24 protein-coding genes, 3 pseudogenes and 1 other annotated feature are annotated in these 25,473 nt (G+C 36.4%); of the genes and pseudogenes, 22 read left to right on the forward strand and 5 right to left on the reverse strand.

From position 1 onward, the window contains the following. Positions 1 to 193: 193 nt before the first annotated feature. Positions 194 to 1,420, forward strand: a complete 1,227-nt coding sequence (gene clpX / locus K5J94_RS06440) for an ATP-dependent Clp protease ATP-binding subunit ClpX (RefSeq protein ID WP_159543831.1) — start codon at positions 194 to 196, stop codon at positions 1,418 to 1,420. Between the two features lie 13 nt (positions 1,421 to 1,433). Beyond that, positions 1,434 to 2,030, forward strand: coding sequence for a ribosome biogenesis GTP-binding protein YihA/YsxC (yihA, locus tag K5J94_RS06445; RefSeq protein WP_159559603.1), 597 nt, complete (start codon positions 1,434 to 1,436; stop codon positions 2,028 to 2,030). Positions 2,031 to 2,063: 33 nt separating this feature from the next. Here yihA and K5J94_RS06450 read toward each other — a convergent pair whose 3' ends face one another. Continuing rightward, positions 2,064 to 2,750, reverse strand: a complete 687-nt coding sequence (locus K5J94_RS06450) for a YoaK family protein (RefSeq protein ID WP_331461840.1) — start codon at positions 2,748 to 2,750, stop codon at positions 2,064 to 2,066. Positions 2,751 to 3,210: 460 nt separating this feature from the next. After that, positions 3,211 to 5,319, reverse strand: a complete 2,109-nt coding sequence (locus K5J94_RS06455; RefSeq protein ID WP_221912656.1) for an AAA family ATPase — start codon at positions 5,317 to 5,319, stop codon at positions 3,211 to 3,213. Between the two features lie 259 nt (positions 5,320 to 5,578). Beyond that, positions 5,579 to 5,714, forward strand: a sequence feature (ribosomal protein L10 leader region). A 29-nt stretch (positions 5,715 to 5,743) separates the two neighbouring features. Here K5J94_RS06455 and rplJ point away from each other — a divergent pair. The 6 genes from rplJ to msr(D) all read left to right on the forward strand — a co-directional run bounded on the left by rplJ (position 5,744) and on the right by msr(D) (position 11,028). Beyond that, positions 5,744 to 6,244, forward strand: coding sequence for a 50S ribosomal protein L10 (gene rplJ, locus K5J94_RS06460; RefSeq protein ID WP_159543824.1), 501 nt, complete (start codon positions 5,744 to 5,746; stop codon positions 6,242 to 6,244). A gap of 67 nt (positions 6,245 to 6,311) precedes the next feature. Further along, positions 6,312 to 6,680: a 50S ribosomal protein L7/L12 gene (rplL, locus tag K5J94_RS06465; protein WP_159543915.1), complete on the forward strand. Its 369-nt coding sequence runs from the start codon at positions 6,312 to 6,314 to the stop codon at positions 6,678 to 6,680. Between the two features lie 195 nt (positions 6,681 to 6,875). Then, positions 6,876 to 7,172, forward strand: coding sequence for a DUF5962 family protein (locus tag K5J94_RS06470; RefSeq protein WP_159587533.1), 297 nt, complete (start codon positions 6,876 to 6,878; stop codon positions 7,170 to 7,172). A 499-nt stretch (positions 7,173 to 7,671) separates the two neighbouring features. Beyond that, positions 7,672 to 7,842: a DNA recombinase gene (locus tag K5J94_RS06475; protein WP_221912657.1), complete on the forward strand. Its 171-nt coding sequence runs from the start codon at positions 7,672 to 7,674 to the stop codon at positions 7,840 to 7,842. Between the two features lie 385 nt (positions 7,843 to 8,227). Then, on the forward strand, positions 8,228 to 9,445 hold the full coding sequence (mef(A), locus tag K5J94_RS06480) for a macrolide efflux MFS transporter Mef(A) (RefSeq protein WP_024052921.1): 1,218 nt from the start codon (positions 8,228 to 8,230) through the stop codon (positions 9,443 to 9,445). A gap of 119 nt (positions 9,446 to 9,564) precedes the next feature. Then, positions 9,565 to 11,028: an ABC-F type ribosomal protection protein Msr(D) gene (msr(D), locus tag K5J94_RS06485; RefSeq protein ID WP_221912658.1), complete on the forward strand. Its 1,464-nt coding sequence runs from the start codon at positions 9,565 to 9,567 to the stop codon at positions 11,026 to 11,028. 117 nt (positions 11,029 to 11,145) lie between these two features. Here msr(D) and K5J94_RS06490 read toward each other — a convergent pair whose 3' ends face one another. Continuing rightward, positions 11,146 to 11,445, reverse strand: coding sequence for a DUF5960 family protein (locus K5J94_RS06490; RefSeq protein WP_014636306.1), 300 nt, complete (start codon positions 11,443 to 11,445; stop codon positions 11,146 to 11,148). Between the two features lie 373 nt (positions 11,446 to 11,818). Between K5J94_RS06490 and K5J94_RS06495 the strand changes: the two genes are divergently transcribed. The 3 genes from K5J94_RS06495 (at position 11,819) to K5J94_RS06505 (ending at position 13,764) form a co-directional block, all read left to right on the forward strand. Then, a complete protein-coding gene (locus K5J94_RS06495) occupies positions 11,819 to 12,178 on the forward strand; it encodes an SAG1252 family conjugative relaxosome accessory protein (RefSeq protein ID WP_024397052.1) in 360 nt (119 codons plus the stop codon). 182 nt (positions 12,179 to 12,360) lie between these two features. Beyond that, entirely contained in the window at positions 12,361 to 12,603 is a 243-nt protein-coding gene (locus K5J94_RS06500; protein ID WP_024397053.1) for a DUF3173 family protein, read from the forward strand. Beyond that, positions 12,604 to 13,764, forward strand: a complete 1,161-nt coding sequence (locus K5J94_RS06505) for a tyrosine-type recombinase/integrase (protein WP_159587527.1) — start codon at positions 12,604 to 12,606, stop codon at positions 13,762 to 13,764. Between the two features lie 314 nt (positions 13,765 to 14,078). Here the strand turns inward: K5J94_RS06505 and K5J94_RS06510 are convergent. Next, positions 14,079 to 14,558, reverse strand: a pseudogene (locus tag K5J94_RS06510) (DDE-type integrase/transposase/recombinase); the annotation flags it as partial. Here K5J94_RS06510 and K5J94_RS06515 point away from each other — a divergent pair. The 8 genes and pseudogenes from K5J94_RS06515 (at position 14,554) to K5J94_RS06545 (ending at position 21,476) form a co-directional block, all read left to right on the forward strand. Continuing rightward, positions 14,554 to 15,318, forward strand: coding sequence for a hypothetical protein (locus K5J94_RS06515; protein WP_221912659.1), 765 nt, complete (start codon positions 14,554 to 14,556; stop codon positions 15,316 to 15,318). The pseudogene K5J94_RS06510 and the gene K5J94_RS06515 sit on opposite strands and share 5 nt — an antisense overlap. 412 nt (positions 15,319 to 15,730) lie before the next feature. Beyond that, positions 15,731 to 16,053: pseudogene (locus K5J94_RS09550) on the forward strand (hypothetical protein); the annotation flags it as partial. A gap of 82 nt (positions 16,054 to 16,135) precedes the next feature. Next, positions 16,136 to 17,023: pseudogene (locus K5J94_RS06520) on the forward strand (IS3 family transposase). An 83-nt stretch (positions 17,024 to 17,106) separates the two neighbouring features. After that, positions 17,107 to 17,532, forward strand: coding sequence for a hypothetical protein (locus K5J94_RS06525; RefSeq protein WP_221912660.1), 426 nt, complete (start codon positions 17,107 to 17,109; stop codon positions 17,530 to 17,532). Between the two features lie 1,374 nt (positions 17,533 to 18,906). Next, positions 18,907 to 19,212 carry a lactococcin 972 family bacteriocin gene (locus K5J94_RS06530; protein WP_221912661.1) on the forward strand — a complete coding sequence of 102 codons (306 nt, stop codon included), beginning with the start codon at positions 18,907 to 18,909 and terminating at the stop codon, positions 19,210 to 19,212. A 193-nt stretch (positions 19,213 to 19,405) separates the two neighbouring features. Next, complete coding sequence (locus K5J94_RS06535) at positions 19,406 to 20,656, forward strand: DUF1430 domain-containing protein (protein ID WP_221912662.1); 1,251 nt, start codon at positions 19,406 to 19,408, stop codon at positions 20,654 to 20,656. A 1-nt stretch (position 20,657) separates the two neighbouring features. Then, the gene (locus tag K5J94_RS06540; RefSeq protein WP_221912664.1) at positions 20,658 to 21,287 is read left to right on the forward strand and encodes an ATP-binding cassette domain-containing protein; all 630 of its coding nucleotides are present in this window, start codon (positions 20,658 to 20,660) and stop codon (positions 21,285 to 21,287) included. Between the two features lie 3 nt (positions 21,288 to 21,290). Further along, on the forward strand, positions 21,291 to 21,476 hold the full coding sequence (locus tag K5J94_RS06545) for a hypothetical protein (protein ID WP_159543810.1): 186 nt from the start codon (positions 21,291 to 21,293) through the stop codon (positions 21,474 to 21,476). A gap of 286 nt (positions 21,477 to 21,762) precedes the next feature. Here the strand turns inward: K5J94_RS06545 and K5J94_RS06550 are convergent, their stop codons facing one another. Continuing rightward, positions 21,763 to 22,674: a LysR family transcriptional regulator gene (locus K5J94_RS06550; protein WP_221912674.1), complete on the reverse strand. Its 912-nt coding sequence runs from the start codon at positions 22,672 to 22,674 to the stop codon at positions 21,763 to 21,765. A gap of 122 nt (positions 22,675 to 22,796) precedes the next feature. Here K5J94_RS06550 and K5J94_RS06555 point away from each other — a divergent pair, with 122 nt between their 5' ends. From K5J94_RS06555 to K5J94_RS06565, 3 genes are read left to right on the forward strand one after another with little or no spacing between them, the layout of a single operon-like run. Further along, positions 22,797 to 23,981: an acetyl-CoA C-acetyltransferase gene (locus K5J94_RS06555; RefSeq protein ID WP_221912675.1), complete on the forward strand. Its 1,185-nt coding sequence runs from the start codon at positions 22,797 to 22,799 to the stop codon at positions 23,979 to 23,981. Between the two features lie 11 nt (positions 23,982 to 23,992). Continuing rightward, positions 23,993 to 24,652 carry a CoA transferase subunit A gene (locus K5J94_RS06560; protein WP_159548089.1) on the forward strand — a complete coding sequence of 220 codons (660 nt, stop codon included), beginning with the start codon at positions 23,993 to 23,995 and terminating at the stop codon, positions 24,650 to 24,652. A 2-nt stretch (positions 24,653 to 24,654) separates the two neighbouring features. Further along, positions 24,655 to 25,302 carry a 3-oxoacid CoA-transferase subunit B gene (locus tag K5J94_RS06565; RefSeq protein ID WP_221912676.1) on the forward strand — a complete coding sequence of 216 codons (648 nt, stop codon included), beginning with the start codon at positions 24,655 to 24,657 and terminating at the stop codon, positions 25,300 to 25,302. The last annotated feature ends 171 nt before the right edge of the window (positions 25,303 to 25,473 follow it).

Below are 25,473 nucleotides of genomic sequence, written 5' to 3' on the forward strand. Positions count from 1 at the left end.
GCGTTTTTGGTGTATTTACAGCATGCTTATGTGCTATTTGTGTATTGTGTGCCCTAACCGCTCTTAGAAAGAAACGATATGGGTTAGGCACCTTATTTTTATTGAATGCATTTACCAATTTAGTAAATACCATCCATGCATTCTCTGGAACTTTATTTTAAGTTGGTGGTAATGAAAGAAAGATAGAGGAATTATGGCAGTAAATCGAACAACAGAAGTAAAGGTTCATTGCTCATTCTGTGGAAAAAGCCAAGATGAGGTTAAAAAAATGATTGCAGGTAACAATGTCTTTATCTGTAATGAGTGTGTCGAGTTATCCCAGGAAATTATCAAAGAAGAACTAGCGGACGAAGTTTTAGCGGATTTAGCAGAAACACCTAAGCCTAAAGAACTCCTAGCCACTTTGGACCAATACGTGGTTGGGCAAGAACGAGCAAAGCGCGCCTTAGCAGTCGCTGTTTATAACCATTATAAGCGTGTTTCCTTTCCTGAAAGTCAAGATGAAGATGTCGAATTGCAAAAATCAAACATCTTAATGATCGGACCAACGGGGTCTGGTAAGACCTTCCTAGCTCAAACTCTAGCTAAAAGCTTAAACGTCCCTTTTGCTATTGCTGATGCCACATCATTGACTGAAGCAGGTTATGTGGGAGAAGATGTGGAGAATATTTTACTCAAATTGATCCAAGCTGCTGATTACAATGTAGAACGAGCTGAACGTGGTATTATTTATGTAGATGAAATTGATAAAATTGCTAAAAAAGGTGAGAATGTATCAATTACCCGGGATGTCTCTGGCGAAGGAGTGCAGCAAGCCCTGCTCAAAATTATTGAGGGAACGGTTGCTAGTGTCCCACCACAAGGTGGACGTAAGCATCCTAACCAAGAGATGATTCAGATTGATACCAAAAATATTTTATTCATTGTTGGTGGTGCTTTTGATGGTATCGAAGAGATTGTCAAGCAGCGCCTTGGTGAAAAGATCATTGGTTTTGGCCAAAACAACCGAAAACTTGATGATAAGGCTTCTTATATGCAAGAAATCATTTCAGAGGATATTCAAAAATTCGGCCTTATTCCTGAATTTATCGGTCGCTTACCGGTTATTGCTGCGCTTGAGCAGTTGACAACCACTGATCTGATTAAAATATTAACAGAACCAAAAAATGCTTTGGTGAAGCAATACCAAGCTCTATTGTCTTATGATGGTGTTGAATTAGAATTTGAAACCCAAGCCCTAGAAGCTATTGCCAAAAAAGCCATCGCACGTAAAACTGGCGCTAGAGGGCTTCGCTCTATTATCGAAGAAACCATGCTTGATATTATGTTTGAAATTCCAAGCCAAGAAGATGCCGTGAAAGTCATTATTACCAAAGCAGCTGTAGATGGTTCTGAAAAACCCATTTTAGAAACAGCTTGAGGGAGAGATTAAGATGACCGAAGAAGTCTTAAATACCCACAATGCTTCGATCCTGTTGAGTGCGGCGAATAAAGCACATTATCCACAAGATGACCTACCTGAAATTGCTATGGCAGGACGTTCAAACGTTGGCAAATCAAGTTTTATCAACACCTTATTGGGACGGAAAAACTTAGCACGTACCTCAAGTAAACCAGGCAAAACCCAATTATTAAACTTTTTCAATATTGATGATAAATTACGTTTTGTTGATGTGCCTGGCTATGGCTATGCAAAGGTTTCTAAAACAGAGCGAGCGAAATGGGGAAGAATGATTGAGGAATATTTGACCACGCGTGACAATCTGCGAGCTGTTGTCAGCCTCGTTGACCTACGCCATGAGCCGACAAAAGATGATATTCAAATGTACCAATTTCTCAAATATTATGAGATACCAGTGATTATCGTAGCGACAAAGGCTGATAAAGTCCCTCGAGGCAAGTGGAATAAGCACCAAGCAGTGATTCAAAAAGCGCTGCAATTTGCCCCAACCGACCAATTTATTATTTTTTCGTCTGTTAATCGAGTAGGATTAGATGAAGCATGGGATGCTATTTTAGCATCAGTATAAAAACTTCTTGGTGATTGACACCAAGAAGTTTTTTTAAATATTAATATAGTGAAGTTTATAGCGAATAACATTACTAGAGTAGTGGTAAATAACTAACACTAAAGACAAACTAACCAGCCAAATGGTTTTTCGGTGTAAGAGCGGCTCTAAGAGAAAAATGCTAAAGGCACCGCTGACAAAGCTGCCAACAACCAGGCTGTAATTAATCGCTTCGCGTTTTAGCAAAGGAGATTTTTCTTTACTAGTGAGATAGGCAAACCAGGAGCTGAGCATTTTGCGATAATTCCCTGAAGTCATTAGGATGGTATAGGAGTGAGTCTCAATTTGGCTTCCTGAAAAAGTTAAGGTAAGCATGCCGGTAGCAATGGCTAAAAGACTAACTAAGACCAATTTTGTTTCGGGTAGAAAAGGTAGCAAGAAGGTCAGTAGCATCAAGGGAGCGATGGCATGCACCCGCCAAAAAGCACTCTTAGCATGGTTTTTAAGAATAATACCAAAGATAAAACCGAGGGAGAAAAATAAAATGGAGCACAATCGAATGAGGGTTTCTGCAAGTGCCTGACTATGCATATTTGCAATGAGTAATAAAATATTCCCGGTTTGAGTAGCGACTAAGGAATTATAATGAATTTGACAATAAATATCTAAAGCCCCACCCATAAAGCCTAGTGCAATGGCATTAAAGCGACTATTTTGGGGCATAATAGTTTGACTTGGCACGATTAATCCTCTTTCTATAGTGACATCTAAACAGTACTATTTTATCGCTTTTCTTAAAAAAATGCATTTGGTTTTGCAAGGCTTTAGCCAAATCTTTTAAAAGGTAAACCGGCTGTTAGTTATCTTTAATAAAGAGGCTAGCTGACAACTGGCCGTTTTTATACAGCTCTTACCGCAATGCTTCGTTTACCATGCTGGAAAAGGCAGTATTGGGCTAGCTGATCTTTAAGCGTTTTATAACCATTTGTCCGTTGTGGGTGAAATCATCTCACCAAGTTGATTGTAAACTGGCTATCATTTGTTGGATGCTTACCCCACAAAAAAAGCAGCTTAAAGAAAGGTCAGTATCAGGACCTTTCCTTTAAGCTGCTAATCATTAGTTTAAGGTTTTAGCGGGGTGTAGTATACCCCAATGCAGTTTTGACTACATGTTAAATATCATTTGTTGGACTTTTGGGCATTAGTGTGTCTTTTCAGTAATGGTGATTTGACCATTTTGCATAGTTGCGGTTAATTCCTTAACGTTTGGATAATCAAGATAGTAGTCTGTGATTTTATCACGCATTTCTTGTTCGATGACGCGGCGCAGTGGTCGAACACCCATAGCTTTGTCATAGCCTAAGCGAATGAGTTCTTGTTTGGCTTCTTCGCTGACTTCTAAGCTAATCCCTTTCTTTTGAATGGTTTCACGCACCTCGCTCAACATGAGTTCAACTATATCTTTGAGATCTTCTTTTTGTAGACTGGCAAATTCAATCACACCATTGAAGCGATTGAGGAATTCAGGACGAAAGTATGGGGCGATCCGGTCCATAATAGCTGGCGCCGTATCAGAATCATCCTTGCCTGCTGGATGGCCAAAGCCAGCATTTGAAGTGGCAATAATCACAGTATTTTTAAAGTTGATAGTGTTACCTTGTCCATCAGTTAGACGTCCGTCATCTAATACTTGCAGCAAGAGGGTTATCACTTGGAGATCGGCTTTTTCGATTTCATCTAAGAGGATGATGCTATAAGGTTGGCGCCGGACGCGTTCTGTCAAGGTATTATTATTGTCATCATATCCGACGTAGCCAGCAGTGGTACCAATCAGCTTAGAAACTGCAGTACGATCACTATACTCAGACATATCGAGTCGGATAATGGCATCTTTTGAGCCAAACATATCAACTGCTAATTGCTTGGCTAATTCTGTTTTACCAACACCAGTTGGACCAACAAAGAGAAAGGAACCAATTGGACGGTTACCATCATCAAAGCCAGCGCGGTTCCGTCGAATAGCGCGAGCTACAGCTTCCACCGCCTGATCTTGACCAATGACATGCCCTTTTAAGCGATCACCGATGGCTTTGAGCCTTTCTAAATCGCTAGCGCCCATCTTAGAAACAGGAATGCCAGTCAAGCGCTCAACAGATTGTGCAATGTCGTTAACCGTTGCGGTTGCTTTTTGCTCCTGACCATGATTAGCGATTTTCTTTTGGAGATCTTCAATCTTACTTTTTACTTTGAGTGCTGTTTCAAAATCTTCTTTTTGGGCGGCCTGTTCTTGTTCTGTTTTAGCAGTCTTTAAGGCTTCTTCGAGAGATTTAAGATCAGTTACCGGATGTTGGGCTGCTAAGTGAGCCGCAGTCATATCAAGCAGGTCAATGGCCTTATCTGGCAGACTGCGTTGGGGGATATATTGGATGGAGTAGTCAATCGCAGCTTTTAAAACAGTGTCAGGCAAAATGACATTATGATGCTTTTCGTATAGATTACGGATACCCATTAAGATTTGGAAGGTATCCTCAGCAGAAGGCGCATTAACTGTTACTTGGTTAAAGCGGCGAGCTAGCGCAGCATTTTTCAAGATGGTATTGCGGTATTCATCCTGGGTAGAGGCGCCAATAACGGTTAATTCTCCGCGTGATAGGGCCGGTTTAATTATATCAGCAAGGCCTTTTGAACCACTGTCACTACCAGTGGAACCAGCGCCAAGCATTTGATGAATTTCATCGAAGAACAAAATAATATTACCAGCTGTTGTTACTTCACTGATTAGCTTTTGAATATTTTCCTCAAAAGCTCCGCGATATTGAGTCCCAGCTTCTAGACCAGAAATATCAATGGAAATAATTTCCTTATTCTTAATCGCAGCTGGCACATTTCCGTGCACAATAGCTTGCGCTAAGCCTTCAACGACAGCTGTTTTACCAACACCAGCATCCCCAACCAAAACCGGGTTATTCTTGGTGCGGCGTGCTAAAATTTCAGCTGTTTCTTGAATTTCTTTATTGCGGCCAATAACGGGATCTAACTGACCTTGCCGAGCAGCTTCAGTGAGATTGGTCCCAAGTTGAGCTAAAATACCATCTTGCTTAAGATTAGCTTGGTTTGGTTGTTGTGCAGCAGTAGATGTTTGAGGCAGTTTGCCAGTTTGCCGATAGATTTGAATCTCTTCTGGTGTTAATTCACGACCATTGACCATATAGCGGCGTTTCTCACTATTAAAGCCATTCATATTACTCATTAATTGATTAAAGAGATCATCCATTTGATTAAAAGGATCATTGTTATAGTAGTTTGCCATTTGATGTACCTCACTTAATTTCTATTTCATAGATACGTCTATGATCAAAAAGAAGGCTTTTTATTTTCTATACAAAACAGAAAAAAAGGAGAATCTTCAGGGACTAAAGTTTGACCTTTACTGACCTTCTATTTATAGTATACTCTTTTGGTCAAAAAAGGTCAATGTTTTTTGTGATAACTTTTGATTTTTTTAAAATAGGAAAAAATTAGCGGTTCTTAGACTTGACAGCACTTATCAGATGCGATACAATGAATAAGGTTTTGAAAGAAACTGACCTAAGACAGTAGGGGAGCCAGACTCATAATCATCCTACCGAGGCACAAAACGATATTACTGAAATAACGTCTTTGTACTTTCGTGTCTAGGTTTAGGTGCGATTTTTTTGTGCCTAAGCATCAAAATAATAACGGAGGTAAAACTAATGAGTGAAGCAATTATTGCTAAAAAAGCAGAACAAGTGGAACTTGTTGCTGAAAAAATGAAAAATGCAGCAAGTATCGTTGTTGTTGATTCACGTGGTCTTACAGTTGAGCAAGATACTGTTCTACGTCGTTCACTTCGTGAAGCGGATGTTGAATTCAAAGTTATCAAAAACTCAATTTTAACACGTGCAGCAGAAAAAGCTGGCCTTGAAGGTATGAAAGATATCTTTGTAGGACCATCTGCAGTAGCATTTTCAAACGAAGATGTTGTTGCTCCTGCTAAAATCATCAATGATTTTGCTAAATCAGCAGACGCACTTGAAATTAAAGGTGGAGCAATCGAAGGCGCTACTTCTTCAAAAGAAGAAATCCAAGCACTTGCTGCATTGCCAAACCGCGAAGGTATGCTATCTATGCTCCTTTCAGTACTTCAAGCGCCAGTCCGCAACGTTGCATATGCTGTCAAAGCAGTTGCAGAAAGCAAAGAAGACGTGGCCTAACACGTTTACTACTAGCCTAGTGCTCGAAGATTATACAATTTAAAAAACATTTTTGGAGGAAAATACAATGGCATTAAACATTGAAAACATTATTGCTGAAATTAAAGAAGCTTCAATCCTTGAATTGAACGACCTTGTAAAAGCTATCGAAGAAGAATTTGGTGTAACAGCTGCTGCTCCTGTAGCTGTAGCAGGTGCTGCTGGTGGAGCTGAAGAAGCTGCTAAAGATTCATTTGACGTTGAATTAACTTCAGCAGGCGACAAAAAAGTTGGCGTTATCAAAGTTGTTCGTGAAATCACAGGACTTGGCCTTAAAGACGCTAAAGCTCTTGTTGATGGCGCACCTGCAAACGTTAAAGAAGGTGTTGCAACAGCAGAAGCTGAAGAAATCAAAGCTAAACTTGAAGAAGCTGGAGCTTCAGTTACTCTTAAATAATCAATTATTGATTGTTTAAGGCTGAAAGCCGAGTTCTAAAGCCTTTTCGCTAAAGTCAAGGTGATTAAGAAGGGATAATTTCAATTGAAATTTCCCCACAAACACCCCCACAAATTTTTGTGGGGGTGTTTTGTTTCTAGCTGACATTCTATATTTGTTGCGGTAAACTAATGACAAATACAGAGGAGTGAACTTATGTTTAGTGAAGATTTATATTATGAGTTAGAAGAAATGTTAACTCTTTGTTTTAAAAATAATGTTGAATATGAAAGATATATAGAACTTAAGGACTCATATGAAGAAGAAACTTTAGATTATAGTTTTTCAATCAGAGAATTAACTAATCAACTTGAAGTTATTATCAATACCAAAGAAAATGATTTTCCTAATTTAGATGAATGCTTACATGGAGAATATTTGTATTTAGTTAATGAATTAAAAAGATTAGATTGCAATATAGCTGGAAAATATATCAGTTTATCTTATGACTGAGAGATGTATGAAGTTGCAATTATTCTTTCTTATAGAAAAAATTTATTTTGTTGATTTGTTCCCAATTAGACATCATGTGGAGTGTGTTACTCTGCTCGTAAAAGCTTAGAAACCTTTGAACGAAAGGGATAATGAAAGCCTTGATTGCAAGGCTTTTTGCTTTATGGTGGGTAAGTATCAGAGTGAGAAAATTTTTGGAATGAGTAGAAGTGATAGCTAGAAATTATCAGTTTCTATTTCCATTTACCCTGTGGGTACGTGTTTGTTTCCATTGACAAGGAGTTTGTGGGAATAGAAATGTACCCACCTTGTTTGAATCAAGTGAAGTGTAGTTGAAGGAAATCTGTTGAAAGCAATACTTCATTTTACCGAATAAGTAATAATTTAGGCAACTTCAAATCGATTAAAAAAAACTATTTTAAAGGTTAAGAGTAGACAAAAATTGTCCACTCTTTTTTGTAAACTCAATTTATCAATAAATGAAATGAGGGAATGTAAATTGAAATATTTTGAGGTTGAGTTAGAAAATCCTGATGAATTTTTAAAACTACAAACAGAAGATTTTGTGAAAGCTAATCGCTTGCTACTAAGGAAGATAATCCAGAGCGTTACAGTCTATGAAGAACACTTCGTCATATCCGTTAAATCTGGCATCGAATTGGAAGTATGAGACTCATTCCATAACTTTTATATTGAACATATCATCTTGTTGTGTTATACTATAAATTGATATAAACAAAGATGTAGGAGGAACCGAAACTATGACAGCCTCAATGCGTTTAAGATAAGCTGGCAATAAAAAAAGCAGAATCTATACCCGATGATAGGCTTTTTTGTTGTGCTTATTTATACGATATTGAGCATTCATTAGTTACGGTGAGGATATTGGTTATTTAACTATACCTTTATTTAACTATGTCTTTAATATGAATGTTTCCAAATTGTATGTATGCAGACCAAAAGCCACATTGTGGGGTTTGGCCTGCATTTTTTATTGCCTAGAATGCTATTCAAAATAGAAATTCAAGCAAAATAATATGCAGGAGATAATATAAATGGAAAAATACAACAATTGGAAACGAAAATTTTATGCAATATGGGCAGGGCAAGCAGTATCATTAATCACTAGTGCCATCCTGCAAATGGCGATTATTTTTTACCTTACAGAAAAAACAGGATCTGCGATGGTCTTGTCTATGGCTTCATTAGTAGGTTTTTTACCCTATGCGATTTTGGGACCTGCCATTGGTGTGCTAGTGGATCGTCATGATAGGAAGAAGATAATGATTGGTGCCGATTTAATTATCGCAGCAGCTGGTGCAGTGCTTGCTATTGTTGCATTCTGTATGGAGCTACCTGTCTGGATGATTATGATAGTATTGTTTATCCGTAGCATTGGAACAGCTTTTCATACCCCAGCACTCAATGCGGTTACACCACTTTTAGTACCAGAAGAACAGCTAACGAAATGCGCAGGCTATAGTCAGTCTTTGCAGTCTATAAGCTATATTGTTAGTCCGGCAGTTGCAGCACTCTTATACTCCGTTTGGGATTTAAATGCTATTATTGCCATCGACGTATTGGGTGCTGTGATTGCATCTATTACGGTAGCAATTGTACGTATACCTAAGCTGGGTAATCAAGTGCAAAGTTTAGAACCAAATTTCATAAGAGAGATGAAAGAAGGAGTTGTGGTTCTGAGACAAAACAAAGGATTGTTTGCCTTATTACTCTTAGGAACACTATATACTTTTGTTTATATGCCAATCAATGCACTATTTCCTTTAATAAGCATGGAACACTTTAATGGAACGCCTGTGCATATTTCTATTACGGAAATTTCCTTTGCATTTGGGATGCTAGCAGGAGGCTTATTATTAGGAAGATTAGGGGGCTTCGAAAAGCATGTATTACTAATAACAAGTTCATTTTTTATAATGGGGACCAGTTTAGCCGTTTCGGGAATACTTCCTCCAAATGGATTTGTAATATTCGTAGTTTGCTGTGCAATAATGGGGCTTTCGGTGCCATTTTATAGCGGTGTGCAAACAGCTCTTTTTCAGGAGAAAATTAAGCCTGAATATTTAGGACGTGTATTTTCTTTGACCGGAAGTATCATGTCACTTGCTATGCCAATTGGGTTAATTCTTTCTGGATTCTTTGCTGATAAAATCGGTGTAAATCATTGGTTTTTACTATCAGGTATTTTAATTATTGGCATTGCTATAGTTTGCCAAATGATAACTGAGGTTAGAAAATTAGATTTAAAATAAACAATATTGGAGGAATATTTATGTATCTTATTTTCATGTAACTCTTCCTGCTAAAATCGCAGGGTTTTCCCTGCATACAAGCAAATGAAAGCATGCGATTATAGACAGGAGGAAATGTTATGGAATTAATATTAAAAGCAAAAGACATTCGTGTGGAATTCAAAGGACGCGATGTTTTAGATATAAATGAATTAGAAGTATATGATTATGACCGTATTGGTTTAGTAGGAGCAAATGGTGCTGGAAAAAGCACTTTACTCAGGGTACTTTTAGGAGAATTAACTCCCCCAGGATGTAAAATGAATCGTCTGGGTGAACTTGCCTATATTCCCCAGTTGGACGAAGTAACTCTGCAGGAGGAAAAAGATTTTGCACTTGTAGGCAAGCTAGGTGTTGAGCAATTAAATATACAGACTATGAGCGGTGGTGAAGAAACAAGGCTTAAAATAGCACAGGCCTTATCGGCACAGGTTCATGGTATTTTAGCGGATGAACCTACGAGCCATTTAGACCGTGAAGGAATTGATTTTCTAATAGGACAGCTAAAATATTTTACAGGTGCACTGTTAGTTATTAGCCATGACCGCTATTTTCTTGATGAAATAGTAGATAAAATATGGGAACTGAAAGATGGCAAAATCACTGAGTATTGGGGAAACTATTCTGATTATCTTCGTCAGAAAGAGGAAGAACGTAAGAGCCAAGCTGCAGAATACGAACAATTTATTGTGGAACGTGCCCGATTGGAAAGGGCTGCGGAGAAAAAGCGAAAACAGGCTCGTAAAATAGAACAGAAGGCAAAAGGTTCTTCAAAGAAAAAAAGTACTGAAGACGGAGGGCGTTTAGCTCATCAAAAATCAATAGGAAGTAAGGAAAAAAAGATGTATAATGCTGCTAAAACCCTAGAGCACAGGATTGCGGCCTTAGGAAAAGTAGAAGCTCCGGAAGGCATTCGCAGAATTCGTTTCAGGCAAAGTAAAGCATTGGAGCTCCATAATCCATACCCTATAGTCGGTGCAGAAATTAATAAAGTATTTGGGGATAAGGCTCTGTTTGAAAATGCATCTTTTCAAATTCCGTTAGGAGCAAAAGTGGCGTTAACTGGTGGTAATGGAATCGGAAAAACAACTTTAATCCAAATGATCTTAAACCATGAAGAAGGAATTTCTATTTCGCCTAAGGCAAAAATAGGTTACTTTGCACAGAATGGCTACAAGTACAACAGTAATCAGAATGTTATGGAGTTTATGCAGAAGGATTGTGACTACAATATATCAGAAATTCGTTCAGTGCTAGCATCTATGGGGTTCAAACAGAACGATATTGGAAAAAGTTTATCTGTTTTAAGCGGTGGAGAAATTATAAAATTGTTGCTTGCTAAAATGCTCATGGGTAGATATAACATCCTAATAATGGATGAACCCAGTAACTTCCTTGACATACCAAGTTTAGAGGCTTTGGAAATATTAATGAAGGAGTACACCGGAACTATCGTGTTTATCACCCACGATAAACGATTACTCGAAAATGTAGCAGATGTAGTTTATGAAATTAGAGATAAGAAAATAAATCTGAAACATTAAATTTAAGGTAGTCGCTGGTCAGTATAGTCTGTTCTGGTTGGCGACTCCATTGTTAAAGAGTATAAAGACTTTAGATTTTATGAATATTAAAAATAGGAACAGTCAATTGAACTGCTCCTATTTTTCTGCTAAATATATTGTAGTTTTCTTATATGTATAATGATAGATTAGCGGATTCTCATCTACGGTACTTACTTCAAATATGAAGAAGTGATCACGATTATCTCTAGCTTTTTCCTTATTTAGGACAAAGTAATTCTTACGAGAAGTCGCCATTGTTTTGAGGATATCATCAGTCAGGAAGGTCAATGGAATATTCATGTTGGAGTAGCGGTAGAAGTCACGTTCAAAATCTTGGTAGCTCTCGCTATAATAGTCCATTTGCAGGTGATTACGCTGAAACTCAAGCTGATTCATAAAGCACCTCCTCAACAAGTTCAATACTAATAATAAGTTCATTATAAAGTATTAAAGAGAGCATTTAGTTCTCTTTTTATTATGCTTTATTGAGTGATGTGATAACTTTTCCAAATCATCCTTGTTATCCTAATATCATTCCTAAGAAAATCAAGTCTTGATTTTTTGTTGGGGGTTTGGGGGCAAAGCCACCAAGTTATCTTATCGTTGGCTGTCAAAACTGGAAAGTTTTGGTCTGCTGGCGATATGATTTTTTGGGTATTGTGACCACAATGCCTGAGCTCGCAAAGACCCAACAAGGTCTTTAGGGAATTTCCCGTATGACATACGGGGTCGGGGATTACCCGAGAAAGGATAAAAAGGAGAAAATAACATGTCTGAACAATATAGAGATATTCGAAAAGAAATAAATTTAACAGCCAATGAGTTAAAACAAATTGAACAATTAATGAGGGAGAAGCGTTATCGACACTTTTCACCATTTGTCAGAGATCAATTATTAATGACTGATGATAAACAGTTAACTGCTAAAGAGTGGTTTTCATTTTGGAAAACTCAAAAGTTAGAACAGATTGGACGTGATGTTCATGAAATTATGACTGTCGCAAGAGTGAATAATCAAGTGACTCAGGAACATGTATCTATTTTATTGACCTGTGTTCAAGATTTAATTTTCGAAGTTAGTCAGATGCAACCACTGAGTAGAGAGTTTCGTGAAAAGTATATAGGTTAGTAGATTTTATTTTATAGTGTATAGCTGTTTTAATCCTAGGGATTTACTTACTTTAATTTTAAGTAATGAAAGTTTTAAAGTAGTATTTTAGAAATGACTGTACTGTGATAACTTTTTCAAACATAAATTGGTACTTTACTATTATCTGAGAGTTTATCAGAATAAAATAGAAGGAGTATCCAATGGAAACTATTACACATAAAAATATTATGAAACTTGGCTTTTCTAAGACAGCATCAAAGCTGATTATTAGAGAAGCTAAAGCAATAGCTGTTGAACAATTTTATACTAGTCATTTAGATAACAATGCGGTAAAATTAAGAAAATCGCCTTTTGATAATAGACGATTAGACTTAGCTCCTAAAGTTATCGTAGAGGAGTTGCTCGGTTTTCCAATAACTGATGAAAGAAAGGAAAACAGATAAATGTCTAAGAAATATAAAGGTGTATTTAGAGATGATAAAGGTAGGATATATTGTCAAACTGAATTTAAGGTATCTGCAACTGGGAAACGTCAACGTTTTAAACGTTATCGAAATATGTGGGGAAAATCTTTCACGACAGAGAAAGAAGCTTATGATGAGCTTTGTCGAGCAAGAGTTGAGTTTTATGATAAATTCGATTATTCAGATTATAATTTAACATTTGCTCAGTACATGGAAGATATTTTCTTACCGTATTATAGACAAACGGTACAGGATTCAACCTATAGAACTGCAATCACTCATTTTACTTTATTTATAGAGGAATTCGGTAAAATGAAATTGCGTGATATTAAGCCACGTGATTGCGAGAGATTTCGATTGAAACTTATAGCAAATCATTCTCCTAATTATGCAAAATGTGTTTGGATCCGTTTCAAACAATGTTTAGGATATGCGGAAAGAATGGAATATATTAAAACTTTCCCATGTAAGAGTCTTGATAATCCGAAAGGGAAGCGACCAGATACAAAATTTTGGACATTCGACGAGTTCAAAAAAGTTATTGCAACCTTTGATACAGAAGACTATGAAGATTTACATCGCTTTACGACAACTTGGTTATACTACATGACTGGGGTGCGAGTCAGTGAAGGTTTTGCTTTATTGTGGTCTGATTATGATAAAGAGAATAAGCGAATTTTTGTCCATTCAACTTTAGAAGCGTTAAAAGGTGGTATTTATCGTATAAAAGACCAGACTAAAACGGATGCAGGGGTTCGATTTGTTGATCTAGATGATGAAACGATTAATGTCTTAGAACGTTGGAGAAAAGTTCAAGTTGCTAATTCTGATGATAACTACATCTTATCTAAGTTTGGTGAACCTATGGTTAAGAGTACCTTAACTAGAATGTTGAAGAGACAGGCTAAGTTAGCAGGAGTACCTGAGATAACTGGTAAAGGATTGAGACATAGTCATGATTCATTTATGATCAATGTCCTAGGAAAAGATGTTTTAGCAGTCTCTCAACGTTCAGGTAGAATTGATAAAGCTACAACTCTAAATACTTATTCTCATTTTTACAATGCTAGAAAGCAGACAGTAGGTAATGAGATAACAGAATTATTGAAAAAGGAGGGTGTTTCATCAACACCCCGATAAGGACCACTATCAATAATATTTGACTAAAAAAATGCATAATACTAAGGTTTAAAAGCGATTTGCTTATGTTACTCTTAAATAATAAGGGTATGCAATTACATTGCGAAATCCCAGCGTAGCAAGGTTTTGAGCAATGTCAAACAGCGAAAATATGGTGGAAAATGATTTCATTCCCCACCAAGACCCCACCAAGCTTTTGCTTGGTGGGGTCTTTTTCTTATATAAAATTTTTACTAGCTCAAACAACTTTTGTGTACCTTTGTCAATGATGTGAGACCCAAACGGGGATTGAAAGAAACTGAATATGCTATTCTCTAGAAGGAGCTAGCTGCTTCTAGTTTTTTTCTTGTTTCGATGGGTGAGAGCCAGTCAAGGGTCTGCATGGGTAGTCGATTGGACTTGTAGAGGTAGCGCTCCATTTGCTTAATGAGATCGTCGTAGGAGTAGAATTGGAGATGTTGGTAGAATCGCATGTTGTCATTGCGATGACTCCTTTCGACTTTTCCATTATGTCTTGGCGTCCTAGGTCTGATACACTTATTTTCACTGCCGATCTGCTGACAGAGGATGTCCAGAGGATGAATCTTGTCGGTTTCCCTAAAATGAGTGAATTCAAAGCCGTTGTCAGTTTGAATGATTTCTGGTTGGTATCTAAAGTGTTTGATAGCCATTTTGACAAATTGGACAGTGGAGTGGGAGCTCTGCTCTTTGAAGGGGAAAATGAATCGCTCTCTGGAGGCCTCGTCTATCATCGTGTACTGGTAAAACTTATCAAGTAGAGTCCCAGTTATGCAATCTCCATTTAAATCAGAAGAATTTCAAGATGATATTTCTCCAGATACTTATGAAAAATTTAGGGAAATATTTACTATTTTTGGAGATTATTATAGGTGGTATAAAATAAGAAGGTTTGAAGATAGTTCTGATAAAGATATTGATGTAGTTTCTATGTTTAAAATAGTATGGGCATTGCTGAATAAAAAAATTGTAAGTTCGTTTAAGGTACACGTCATTACAGAATTTTTTAATGATTCGGAACCTAAATTTTATTTCAATCAAATTAATATAAAATTTAAGTTATGGTATGATAAGCATTTTGTTAATAGCATTATACCTGAGGCAATGGGGAAGTTACAAACCGATAGTATCTTTAAAATAGGATTTATGGTCAAGGACTTAATTGACAATTTCATTGAAGTAGATTTACCAAAATCCTATCTAGAAGATGTTCCGTTGGAAGAATTCTTCTTACCAATGAAAAACTATCACATTAATTTCAAAGAGGGCATTTCAGATGAAGAAACTGAGAAATTGTCAGTTGAAATTGTTGATATGTTAACACGTCATACTACAATAAATAGTTTAGAGGATATCAAAAGAATAGATGAAGAAAAATTTTTTACGGAATTTGATTATGTAACTGATGAAAGTATCCCTTTTGTAGATGAGACTCGTAGAGTAAGTGCAAAGTCTCTTTTGGATAGTATTCTTATGACTCCTGACATCTTTGATAGGTTTCATGACCTAAATTCAAAAGAAAGGAAGATGTATTGACCCCAAAAAGTTGGACATTATATTTTAAGTAAAGATTGGACTTGGTATAATAAAGTAGACACAAAATTAAGTGGAAACGAGGAAAAGTCATTACATTGGGGGCTATTTGTTGGCTAGTTATTACAGTAGTTAGTCTAGTTATAAAAGCGATTTCTGGATCGTGATAAAGAGATCATTTTGCTCTCTCTTCTTTAGTTTTTGTCTGTAAGCTCAAAATTGCAAGACTTTTAAGGGTGGAAGTATGACATATATTAGAAAATTTGTATTCATACTATTAGATTGCGCCGTCTTAGTGTTACTAGTATTTAATCTAGCAACTTTATTTCTAATTCCCTGCTTAGGTTCAATTGCAAATCACTACACGATATCCTATATTCGAATAGAAAACCAGGATTGGTTGGTTGCTTATTAAATCACAGAAGCTGATATTAGATTATTCACAACTTTAGTTCGCTTCGGTTATGTTTATTTTGTTTTGTTTTGTTTTGGTTTGGTTACTTTAAGTGTAATCTAAATCCATTAGTGATTAATAAATTTTTCAAATCTTTGGAAATATACAAAACGTCTATACAATATGAAAGACATTAAAGACACCGTCAATTTTGATCATATTAAGGCTCATTATTATGGTAGTCACAAACGATTAATCCTAATGGTATTATTTCAGCAGGTCCAGTAATTGATTGGATTAGTGTAGAGTGTAGAATGAATTTCATAAAATATAGTAGGCATTAAACTAAGTAAAAGTGAAAAAACTAAAATTAAAATATGAATCAGTTACACTAATCTGGACAGTCTTATAAAGTGTTCTACACTGATAAGAAACAGGAGAAAAAATCTATCTAGAAAAATTCGCCGCCACTTCACTGATGACTTTAAGCAACAAGTCGTTGATCTTCACCATGCAGGAAGGAATCGGAGTGAACTCGTCAAAGAATATGATTTACCCCCTCGACCTTCGATAAGTGAGAGATAGGATAAAACATAGTCCCCTTCAAGTCTGTTGATAACCTTACAGATAAAACTATTTTCCTTGAAAGTAAGTTCAGATATGGTGCTAAGAAAATCAATAAATGTTTGGAAAAAGAAGATGTCTATCTCGTTGTCGGATTCGTAGCATCATGAAGAGTTTCCATTTGGTATTTGTTTACAAGAATCCTGCTTTTAGATTACATTCCAAAGGAAAGAATAATGTACCAATTCCTAATCACTTAGCCAGACAACTCAATCAAGAAAAGGCAATTGAAGCGATCGTAATAGACTTGACTTGTGTCTATATCAGCGGTGGTCTTTTCCTCATGATAGATCATTATAATCGTGAAATCATTAGTTTATCTATTAGGTAGCACAAGATATCTAAACGGGTTAAACAAGTTATTCAAAGCATGCCGTGCCATACGTCCTGACCGAAGTTAGATGTGTGAGAAGGAGTTCGATAATCAGCTGATAGATGAGTTATTAGAAGCTTTTGGGAATATTTATTCACTCAGTCAAGTTGGTTGTTCATCTGATAATGTGGTAGCTAAATTTAGTTATCGCTCCTTCAAGCCAGAATTTATCAACTAAGAGAGCTTCCATTCGCTATAAGAACTATTTTTAAAATTAAGGAATATATCCACTGCTGGATTATCATTGTATTCATGGTAGTCTCAACTGCCAATCGCCGATAACCAAGCGTTTAATCGCTAAGAAAAATACTTTATAAACAGTTTACAGAAAGAATATTGCTTTCTCATTTATGTAATAAATAAAAATATTTTAAGAGTAATTTTAGAGGAGGTGAAGTAGATGTGGCTTCATGATGAACAAATAGAAATAGTTGGAGTTCTAACGACTATTTCTATTGGAAAAGATAATCTAGTATTTCAAGCTAAATTTGTTGTTGATGATAAGTATGCGAAATGGGATGAACTAAGTAATGATTGTACTTTCACTTTTAAATCTTCTAAGCAAAAATCAATAGATAAAATTGTTGCGAAAGTTGAAAAACAGTATCTAGAATTATTAAAAGATAAAATTGGTTATGATGAAATTCTAGCTAAAATCTCAGTATCACTATTACTTGAATTAAATGGGTTTGAAGAAAGAACCAAAGGTTATTTTGAATTTCATCAATTAAACTATGTTAGTGATATTGGGGAAGAAAGGGTTGTCTGGCAAAGTCAATACTTTGATGAAATCGATGTTGACCGTTTTTTTGATAATTATGACTAAAAATGAGTATTTAGTCATAATTAAGTTGATTTTTCATTAAGTAATTCTTTAATAATTTAGATATCTTTTTCCTATTGGACATTAGTCAATTGACTAAATAAAATTTCAATTTCAGATAGTTCAGTTGGATTCCTGATGTCTGTTAGGCTAAGCAAATAGTCAACAAAAGCGTTGCAAAACATGGCAAATTTTTTCAAGTATTTTACGATAAGTTTTTCTCTATCCTTGCTCCTATCATGCATAAGCTGATTCTTTGACACTAAAAGAGTCAGCTTATATTGAGGTTAAATTAGCTTTTCTTCCTAGCCGTTTTAAGCGTTCAGGAAAGTTAATTTATTCCTTTACTGAGACTTCCTTCAGATAAAGGCGGGTACGGAACAGTCTTTTATAATGAACTTCTTGTTGGACAACAAGAAGTCAGATTGAAGATAAAGTTCTTAGAATTCATTTTCTAAGGGCTTTTTTAATGGACCTACTTTAATGGGTTTACACAATAAAATCGTAACCATTCAGGACGTTTTAATAACTGTTCAGGAAACAGAGAGCTATTTTTTGTGTAAACATTTTATACTGAAGATATCAAGGTTGATTGCAACTAGCCAAAAATGAAATTTTAGGCGGTATTCATCACAAATACAATAATAAATCAATTTGAAATTATGGATACAGCAATACTTGCCAGTGTTGAAGGTGGGTATACGGCTAGAAAATATCTATCGGATATTGACTATGGAATGGCAGCTGGAAGATTTAACTTATATATCAACTAAAGCAGTACCCTTTATTTATCTGTATTTAGAGATATTTATAGCAGAAGAGTTGAGCAAGCTCATCTTGAAATCTTTAAATAAGATTAAAGCTTATGGCACCCTTCAATGTCTCTAATTGGTATTAGGCTACCAATCGACAATAGAGTTTGAAAAAATAGTTACTAATTACCTTAACCTTCTGTCTCCTTTTTCTTAACAAGTCAAAAATGATAAAAAATTAACTAAAACAAAAAAGATATTTATAAAATAATAAGTTTATGATTAAATATATTTAGATAAATAAAAGTGGTTTCATTTTAAGTAAAGAAAAATTGCGGCATTTTAATAGGTGACCCCGTTTGACTATAAGCATATTTACTGAAAATTTGGTTATTCTTTGTAAGATTTTGACTTAAAAATCGAATAGATAGAATACACAAATGAAAAATTCACTTTTATCAAGAATCAACTGGGTTTAGTATTGGTAAGTAGATGAGTGATTTCTTAACATTATTTGTTGTTACAAGTAAAAAATAAATTTACTTTAGAATGGACTTGGTTAAAATGTCCAGGTTTTCTTAAAATTAGCAATATATAATATTTTTTAAAAAGATGAGGATATACTATGAAAAAGCTTCACAAATTATTATTTGTTGGTGCGATAGCTAGTTCACTTTCTGCTGGATCAACTGCTTACGCTGAGTCCGTTAGGACTTTGGGTGATACGTGGAATTATGGCTATGGAGTTGGATATGCCTATTCTCACTATAAGCATGATTACAATAATCATGGGGCAAAAGTGGTTAATTCAAATAATGGAGTCCAAAATTTTAAAAATGCGGGCCCAGGTGTTTGGGCTAAAGCTTCTATTGGTGATCTTTGGGATCCTGCAACTTTTTATTACAATCCAAGCGGATTTTATGCTAATTAGAGCTTTTACCTTTAAGCATTGCATAGGTTAGCAGGGCTTGTATCTATCCCGTTCAAGTGCAATGTTTAGCCTGGTTGGCGTGTACAGAAAAAAACATGCACCTGTTATCGGATGAATGTAGGAGGAGAAATCCTCCTTTTTTAGAAGAACATTCCAGCTAGCGTCTGGAAGTTATACTAGGTGAAGGACAAAAATGTATCATAATTTTAAAAGAGCTTTGATTCTCTTTTCTTTTCTGTTGCTTAGTGTGATAGGCACTCTCTTTATTAAAACTCACGAAAGTGAACTATTTGGCGGATTTAGAGATATTATTGTTGTTGAAAAATCTACAGTGGTTTTTCCAAAGGAGCTTAGCCATTTTGTTAGGGAAAAAAGATTAATCTTAGCTAGAAGAATAGTAGAACCATTAAATAACGAAACAGGACAATTACAAAATACATATGTTCCGATAGGCGCTAGGCAGCTACCATCACTATTAAAGCAACAAAAGGCTAACTTTTTTAAAGCGGTATCTGAAAGTACCACCATTATTTATAGGGTTGATATGTTGGATAATATAGCGGTGCTACCCACTAAGCAAAAATCTTCTAAGTATGAGCCGACGGCAGATTTAACCTCTAATGTGATCTATGTTAATAATAATTATGTCAAAGAAACAGGATTACAGTTATCCAAAGCGGCCAGAGGATTTATGAGCGAGATGAAGACATATGATAAAATGATTTTGATTCCAAACATGCAAAAGCGTCATTTCCATGTGTTAAAGCAGCAATGGACTTACTTTGAAGAAAGGGGATTTTTGCCCAAAGATGCAACATTTAAAAATCCTCATCCTAATGCAAGAATAAATGCTTTTTTATATGATGGTGGTGATGTGTTTACCTATCCTGTTTACTCAACTATTGGTAGACGATGCTCAAATGTGGCTAGTGTTAAAGATCCGATTATTATTGTTGAAAAACCAAATTTTGAGGAGTTATCGACCGCCACTCTATTGGTAAATAACCCTAAAACAGTCATCGAAATGATTCAAAAGCATGAGTTAACAGCTCTCTTTGGTTCACTAACAAATGGACGATTATCTATTGAAACGCGCATGACTAGTATGTTAACCCAAAAAGTCATGTTAATCATCTCAACAGGGATAAGCACACTGACATCATTTTTATTATTCCTATTAATGAATCGGGTCTATTTTTATCAAGGCAGAAGGGTGCATTTTTTAGAGCGTCTAGCGGGACAAGGGTTAGTAGCCATACATCAAAAGTATTTGCTCACCCTTTGCATGAGTTATGTTCTCCTTGGGTTAGTGACCTTCTTTTTGGGCTATTCTTATACTGTAGCAACAGTACCGATACTTTATTTAAGTTTGTTGTTACTCCTATTTTCGTGTCAACTAGCAAGGGAAAAAAGAGTACATCGTGATTATTTGAAAGGGCAGTAGCGTGATAGAATTACGAAATGTTGATAAAAAATTTGATAAGCACCCTGTTTTAGAAGATTTTAGCTATGCGTTTTGTGAGGGAGAGTCCTATGCTTTGATAGGAGAGTCAGGGTCTGGTAAGACCACTCTCTTAAATATTATCGGCAAATTAGAAACAATTGATTCTGGTGTCATCTTTGTTGATGGAGTTGAGCTAAGTAAAATCAGGGAAAAGGTCTATTTTAAGCATTATCTGAGCTATTTATTTCAAAATTTTGGATTAATAGAAAATAGAACGATCCAAGAGAATTTAGAGCTGGCCTTTATTGGTAAAAAACTAGGAAAAAAAGAGTGCTTAGCCCAGATGCGAACCGCACTTAAGAGAGTAAACTTGGATCTTGCTTTAAGTAGAAAAATATTTTCCTTATCAGGCGGAGAAGCACAGCGTGTAGCCATTGCTAAAACAATCCTAAAAGACTCTCCCATTATTTTGGCAGACGAACCAACAGCTTCTGTGGATAAAAAAAATAGTGATGAAATCATTGAGCTCATATTGGAACTAAAAAATGATAAAAGAATTATCATTATAGCGACACACTCCCCTGATGTCTATAATAAAGTAGACCATATCATAAAAATAAGAAAGAGCTAGCATATGAAATTTCAAATAGTAAGTATTTTATGTCATTTTATCATTTTTATAAATGCTATTTTCATTATGTTGACACAGATGCAGACGCTTAGGCAGCCCACCAAATTATTGGTGCAAGTCATTGGTGTCTTGAGTTTACTAGCATTAGTAATTGCTATTTATAACTATTTAGCAACAGAAAAAGAGTAAATGTGACCGGTAAGTTTCCCTTTTAACAGTTTAAAATAGTTCAGTTGAGCGTGTTCAATGGCGATAAACCTTGTTTCCATTGGACACGTTCTTTTTTAGAGTTCGTTAAAAAAGGAGTGATGACAGTGCTTATCAAACTTGTCGCATAGGTTAATTTTATACCAAAACACCCCAATCGTTAGATTTTCTGTCTAACTTTTGGGGTACGTCTTTTCAATAAGGCTATTTTTTGCTGTGTTTAGGGTTTGCTCAGTTACTAGTGATATTGGTAGATTGGCACTTTTGCTTAGAAATGCTGATTGCTGAAATAATCTACAATGGTATTTCTGATATATGTTTTTAAATGGCTGGTTTTATCACTTTTTAAGGAGGCAAGCACGACTTCCCATTTGGGTTGTTCGACGAGCTGGATTTCAACAAGGCCCTTCATATTAGCAAAGTGGGTGATCGGTCTTGGCAAAATGGTCAGATAAGAAGAATGGCGCGTGCTATTAAGTAAAAAGTCCCAGGAGGCTGAGTAGTATTTGATTTTGGGGCTGATACACTCGCTTTTAAATAGGGTTTGGAGCTGATGATTAATCATGAAAGTTGAATCAAAAGTCACTAGACTATCCCGATGGAGGTCTTTGATATGAATGTGAGCATTTCGATGAAATTTCTCTTGAAAGGTTTTTTCTCCCATATAAAGGCACAGTTGATCTCTTAGCAGGATTTCAATATCAGCAATATTAGGATCTAGCGTTGTAGGAGTCAGTAGGATAGCAAAGTCTATTTCTTTTATAAATAGCTTTTTTTGCAGCTCATATGCCCCAGTCTCAATGATATTAAACTTGATATCTGGGTTTTCCTCAATGAGAATCGGGATGAGCTCTGAAAAGATAATGCCAGAAATTAATTGGGGAATCCCAATAGTGATTTCTCCCTTATATTTTTTTGATTCATTTCTAAGATCAGCTATGAGTTGTTCATGGGATGAAATCACCACTTTAGCATTCTCAAAAAAGCGTTCTCCAACTGAAGTCAGGCCAACGAGTCGGCCTTTTTCTCTTTGAAACAAGACCACATCTTCTTCATTTTCAATAGTTTTGATGTAACTACTTAGGGCTGGCTGTGAAATATGATTTTTCTGTGCCGCTTTTGTAAGGTTAAAATTGCAATTAACGATTTCAACAAAATAAACTAAACTCGAAATATTCATAGGCCCCCTCATTTCGATAAGTTTTCCTTATGGAAAATATAATAAAACGATATTTGTATATTATAAGTTAAATTATATAATAAAAATGTAAGCGTTTCAATAATTAAAAAAAGGAGAAAATTATGGCTAAAGAAGTTGTTATTACATCAGCATTTCGTACTCCAATTGGGAGTTTTGGTGGCGCCTTTAAATTAATTTCAGCTGTAGACTTAGGTGTTACAGTTGTAAAGAAAATTTTAGAAGAGACAAAGGTTCCTGTTAATGCTATTGATGAAGTTATTTTTGGAAATGTCTTGCATGCTGGACTTGGGCAAAATGTCGCTAGGCAGATTGCTCTTCATGCAGGGTTACCTTATGAGACACCAGCGTTTACCATTGATATGGTCTGTGGGTCAGGATTGAAAACAGTTGAGTTAGGTGCTCAAAAAATTCAAGCTGGTAACGCCGAGATTGTCCTCGTTGGTGGTGCAGAAAATATGAGTCAAGCTCCTTATATTTTACAAAACCAACGTTGGGGATCGCGCATGGGAGATGCCAAAGTAGTGGACACCATGCTTAAAGATGGCTTGAGTGATGCTTTTGAAGGTTATCACATGGGAATGACCGCTGAAAACATTGTTCAGAAGTATCAGCTGACAAGACAAGAGCAAGATCAATTTGCAGCTAATAGCCAACAAAAAGCACAGAATGCCATTGAACAAGGCCGATTTAAAGATGAAATTGCTCCGGTAACGGTTCCTCAGCGTAAGGGTGCCCCGCTTATCGTTAATCAAGATGAATACCCTAAATTTGATACAACTACCGAAAAATTAGCAGCCTTGCGACCAGCCTTTTTGAAGGACAACGGAACGGTAACAGCAGGTAATGCTTCTGGAATTAATGATGGAGCTGCAGCGCTCTTGTTGATGAGTAAGGAAAAAGCTGGGGAGTTGGGCTTACCAATCTTGGCTAGAATTGTTAGCTATGCTAGTGCTGGTGTGGATCCAAGTATTATGGGTTGCGGTCCGATTCCTGCGACACAAAAAGCCCTTGCAAAAGCACAATTAGCGATTGATGATATGGACTTAATTGAAGCAAATGAAGCTTTTGCGGCTCAGGCCTTGGCAGTCTCTAAAGACCTTGGATTTGATGATAACAAGGTTAATGTCAATGGTGGTGCAATTGCCCTAGGCCATCCAATTGGTGCTTCTGGTGCCCGTATTTTAGTGACTCTACTAGCAGAAATGGCTAAGCGTGATGCGCGCTATGGTCTAGCCACACTCTGTATCGGTGGTGGACAAGGTCAAAGTTTAATTGTAGCAAGATAGAAGGTAATCGTATGAAAAAGAGTAAAACAATTTCAATCGCAGAGGCTATCAGTCATATTAAAGATGGTGATACGATTATGGTGGGGGGGTTCATGGCTAATGGAACACCAGAAGCGTTAATTGATGCACTGGTGGAAAAAGGCACAAAAGACTTAACCTTAATTTGTAATGATGCGGGGTTCATTGACCGAGGAGTTGGCAAAATGGTTGCTGGACACCAATTTAAGATGATTTATGCGACCCATATTGGTTTAAACAAAGAGGCAGGACGACAGATGACTGCTGGAGAAACTACCATCGAGCTCATCCCCCAAGGAACCTTTGCAGAGAAAATCCGGATTGGAGCTTATGGTATTGGAGGCTTCTACACACCAACTGGCGTAGGAACCTTGGTGGCTGAAGGAAAAGAAACGAAAACCATTAATGGCAGAACTTATCTGTTAGAATACCCATTTGAAGCAGATGTTGCCTTGATTTTTGCCAATAAGGCTGATGAACTTGGAAATCTACAGTATAGTGGGTCAGAAAATAATTTTAACCAGTTGATGGCAGCCTGTGCTAAGACTACGATTGTACAAGCCAGAGAAGTGGTGCCAGTCGGTGCCTTACAACCCGAATATGTTCACACGCCACATATTTTTGTGGACTATATTGTTGAAGAAGGAGCATAGCTATGGCCATTGAATTAAGTAAAGAAGAGATTCAAAATCGTATTGCAAAGCGTGTCGCACAAGAATTGACAGATGGTGCTTTGGTTAATCTAGGAATTGGTTTACCAACAAAAGTAGCTAATTTTGTGCCTGACGATGTGACAGTTTATTTCCAATCTGAAAATGGCTTTATTGGTTTAGGCCCCAAATCAGATGATCCCAAATCCGTGATTGTTAACGCAGGTGGTCAGCCTGTTACTGTTTATCCAGGCGCTGCTTTCTTTAATAGTGCCGATTCCTTTGGAATTATTCGCGGAGAACACGTTGATCTCACTGTTTTAGGTGCTTTGGAAGTTGCAGAAAATGGAGATATTGCCAACTACCTCATCCCGGGGAAAATGGTTCCTGGCATGGGTGGTGCAATGGACTTGTTAGTTGGCGCTAAAAAAGTGATTGTAGCGATGGAACATACCAATAAAGGTAGACATAAGCTTGTAAAAGCATGCACGTTACCTCTAACAGCAAAGGGGGTTGTTGATCTTATTATCACAGAAATGGGTGTGTTTAAAGTAACACCTGATGGTATTAAGGTGATTGAAATTAGCGAAGGCTTCACTTTTGATGATATTCAAGCAGCAAGTGGGGTTGCTTTAAGTATGGCAAAAGGTTAGATAGTCAGCTTCTGATAGTCTTTATAGGAGTGCCTTAAGCTGGCCTGTCCTGGTATAGCTAGTTCTCTATTTCAGACTTGGCAGGCTACATTACTGAAAAAATCAAATGAGCTAGCCTTGCTCAGATAATGAAAGTAAACTGTAAACTCCTAAAGGAGTCAAGGCTTTCAC

Source organism: Streptococcus halichoeri, assembly GCF_019774635.1.
In the GTDB taxonomy this organism is placed as follows: Bacteria; Bacillota; Bacilli; order Lactobacillales; family Streptococcaceae; genus Streptococcus; species Streptococcus halichoeri.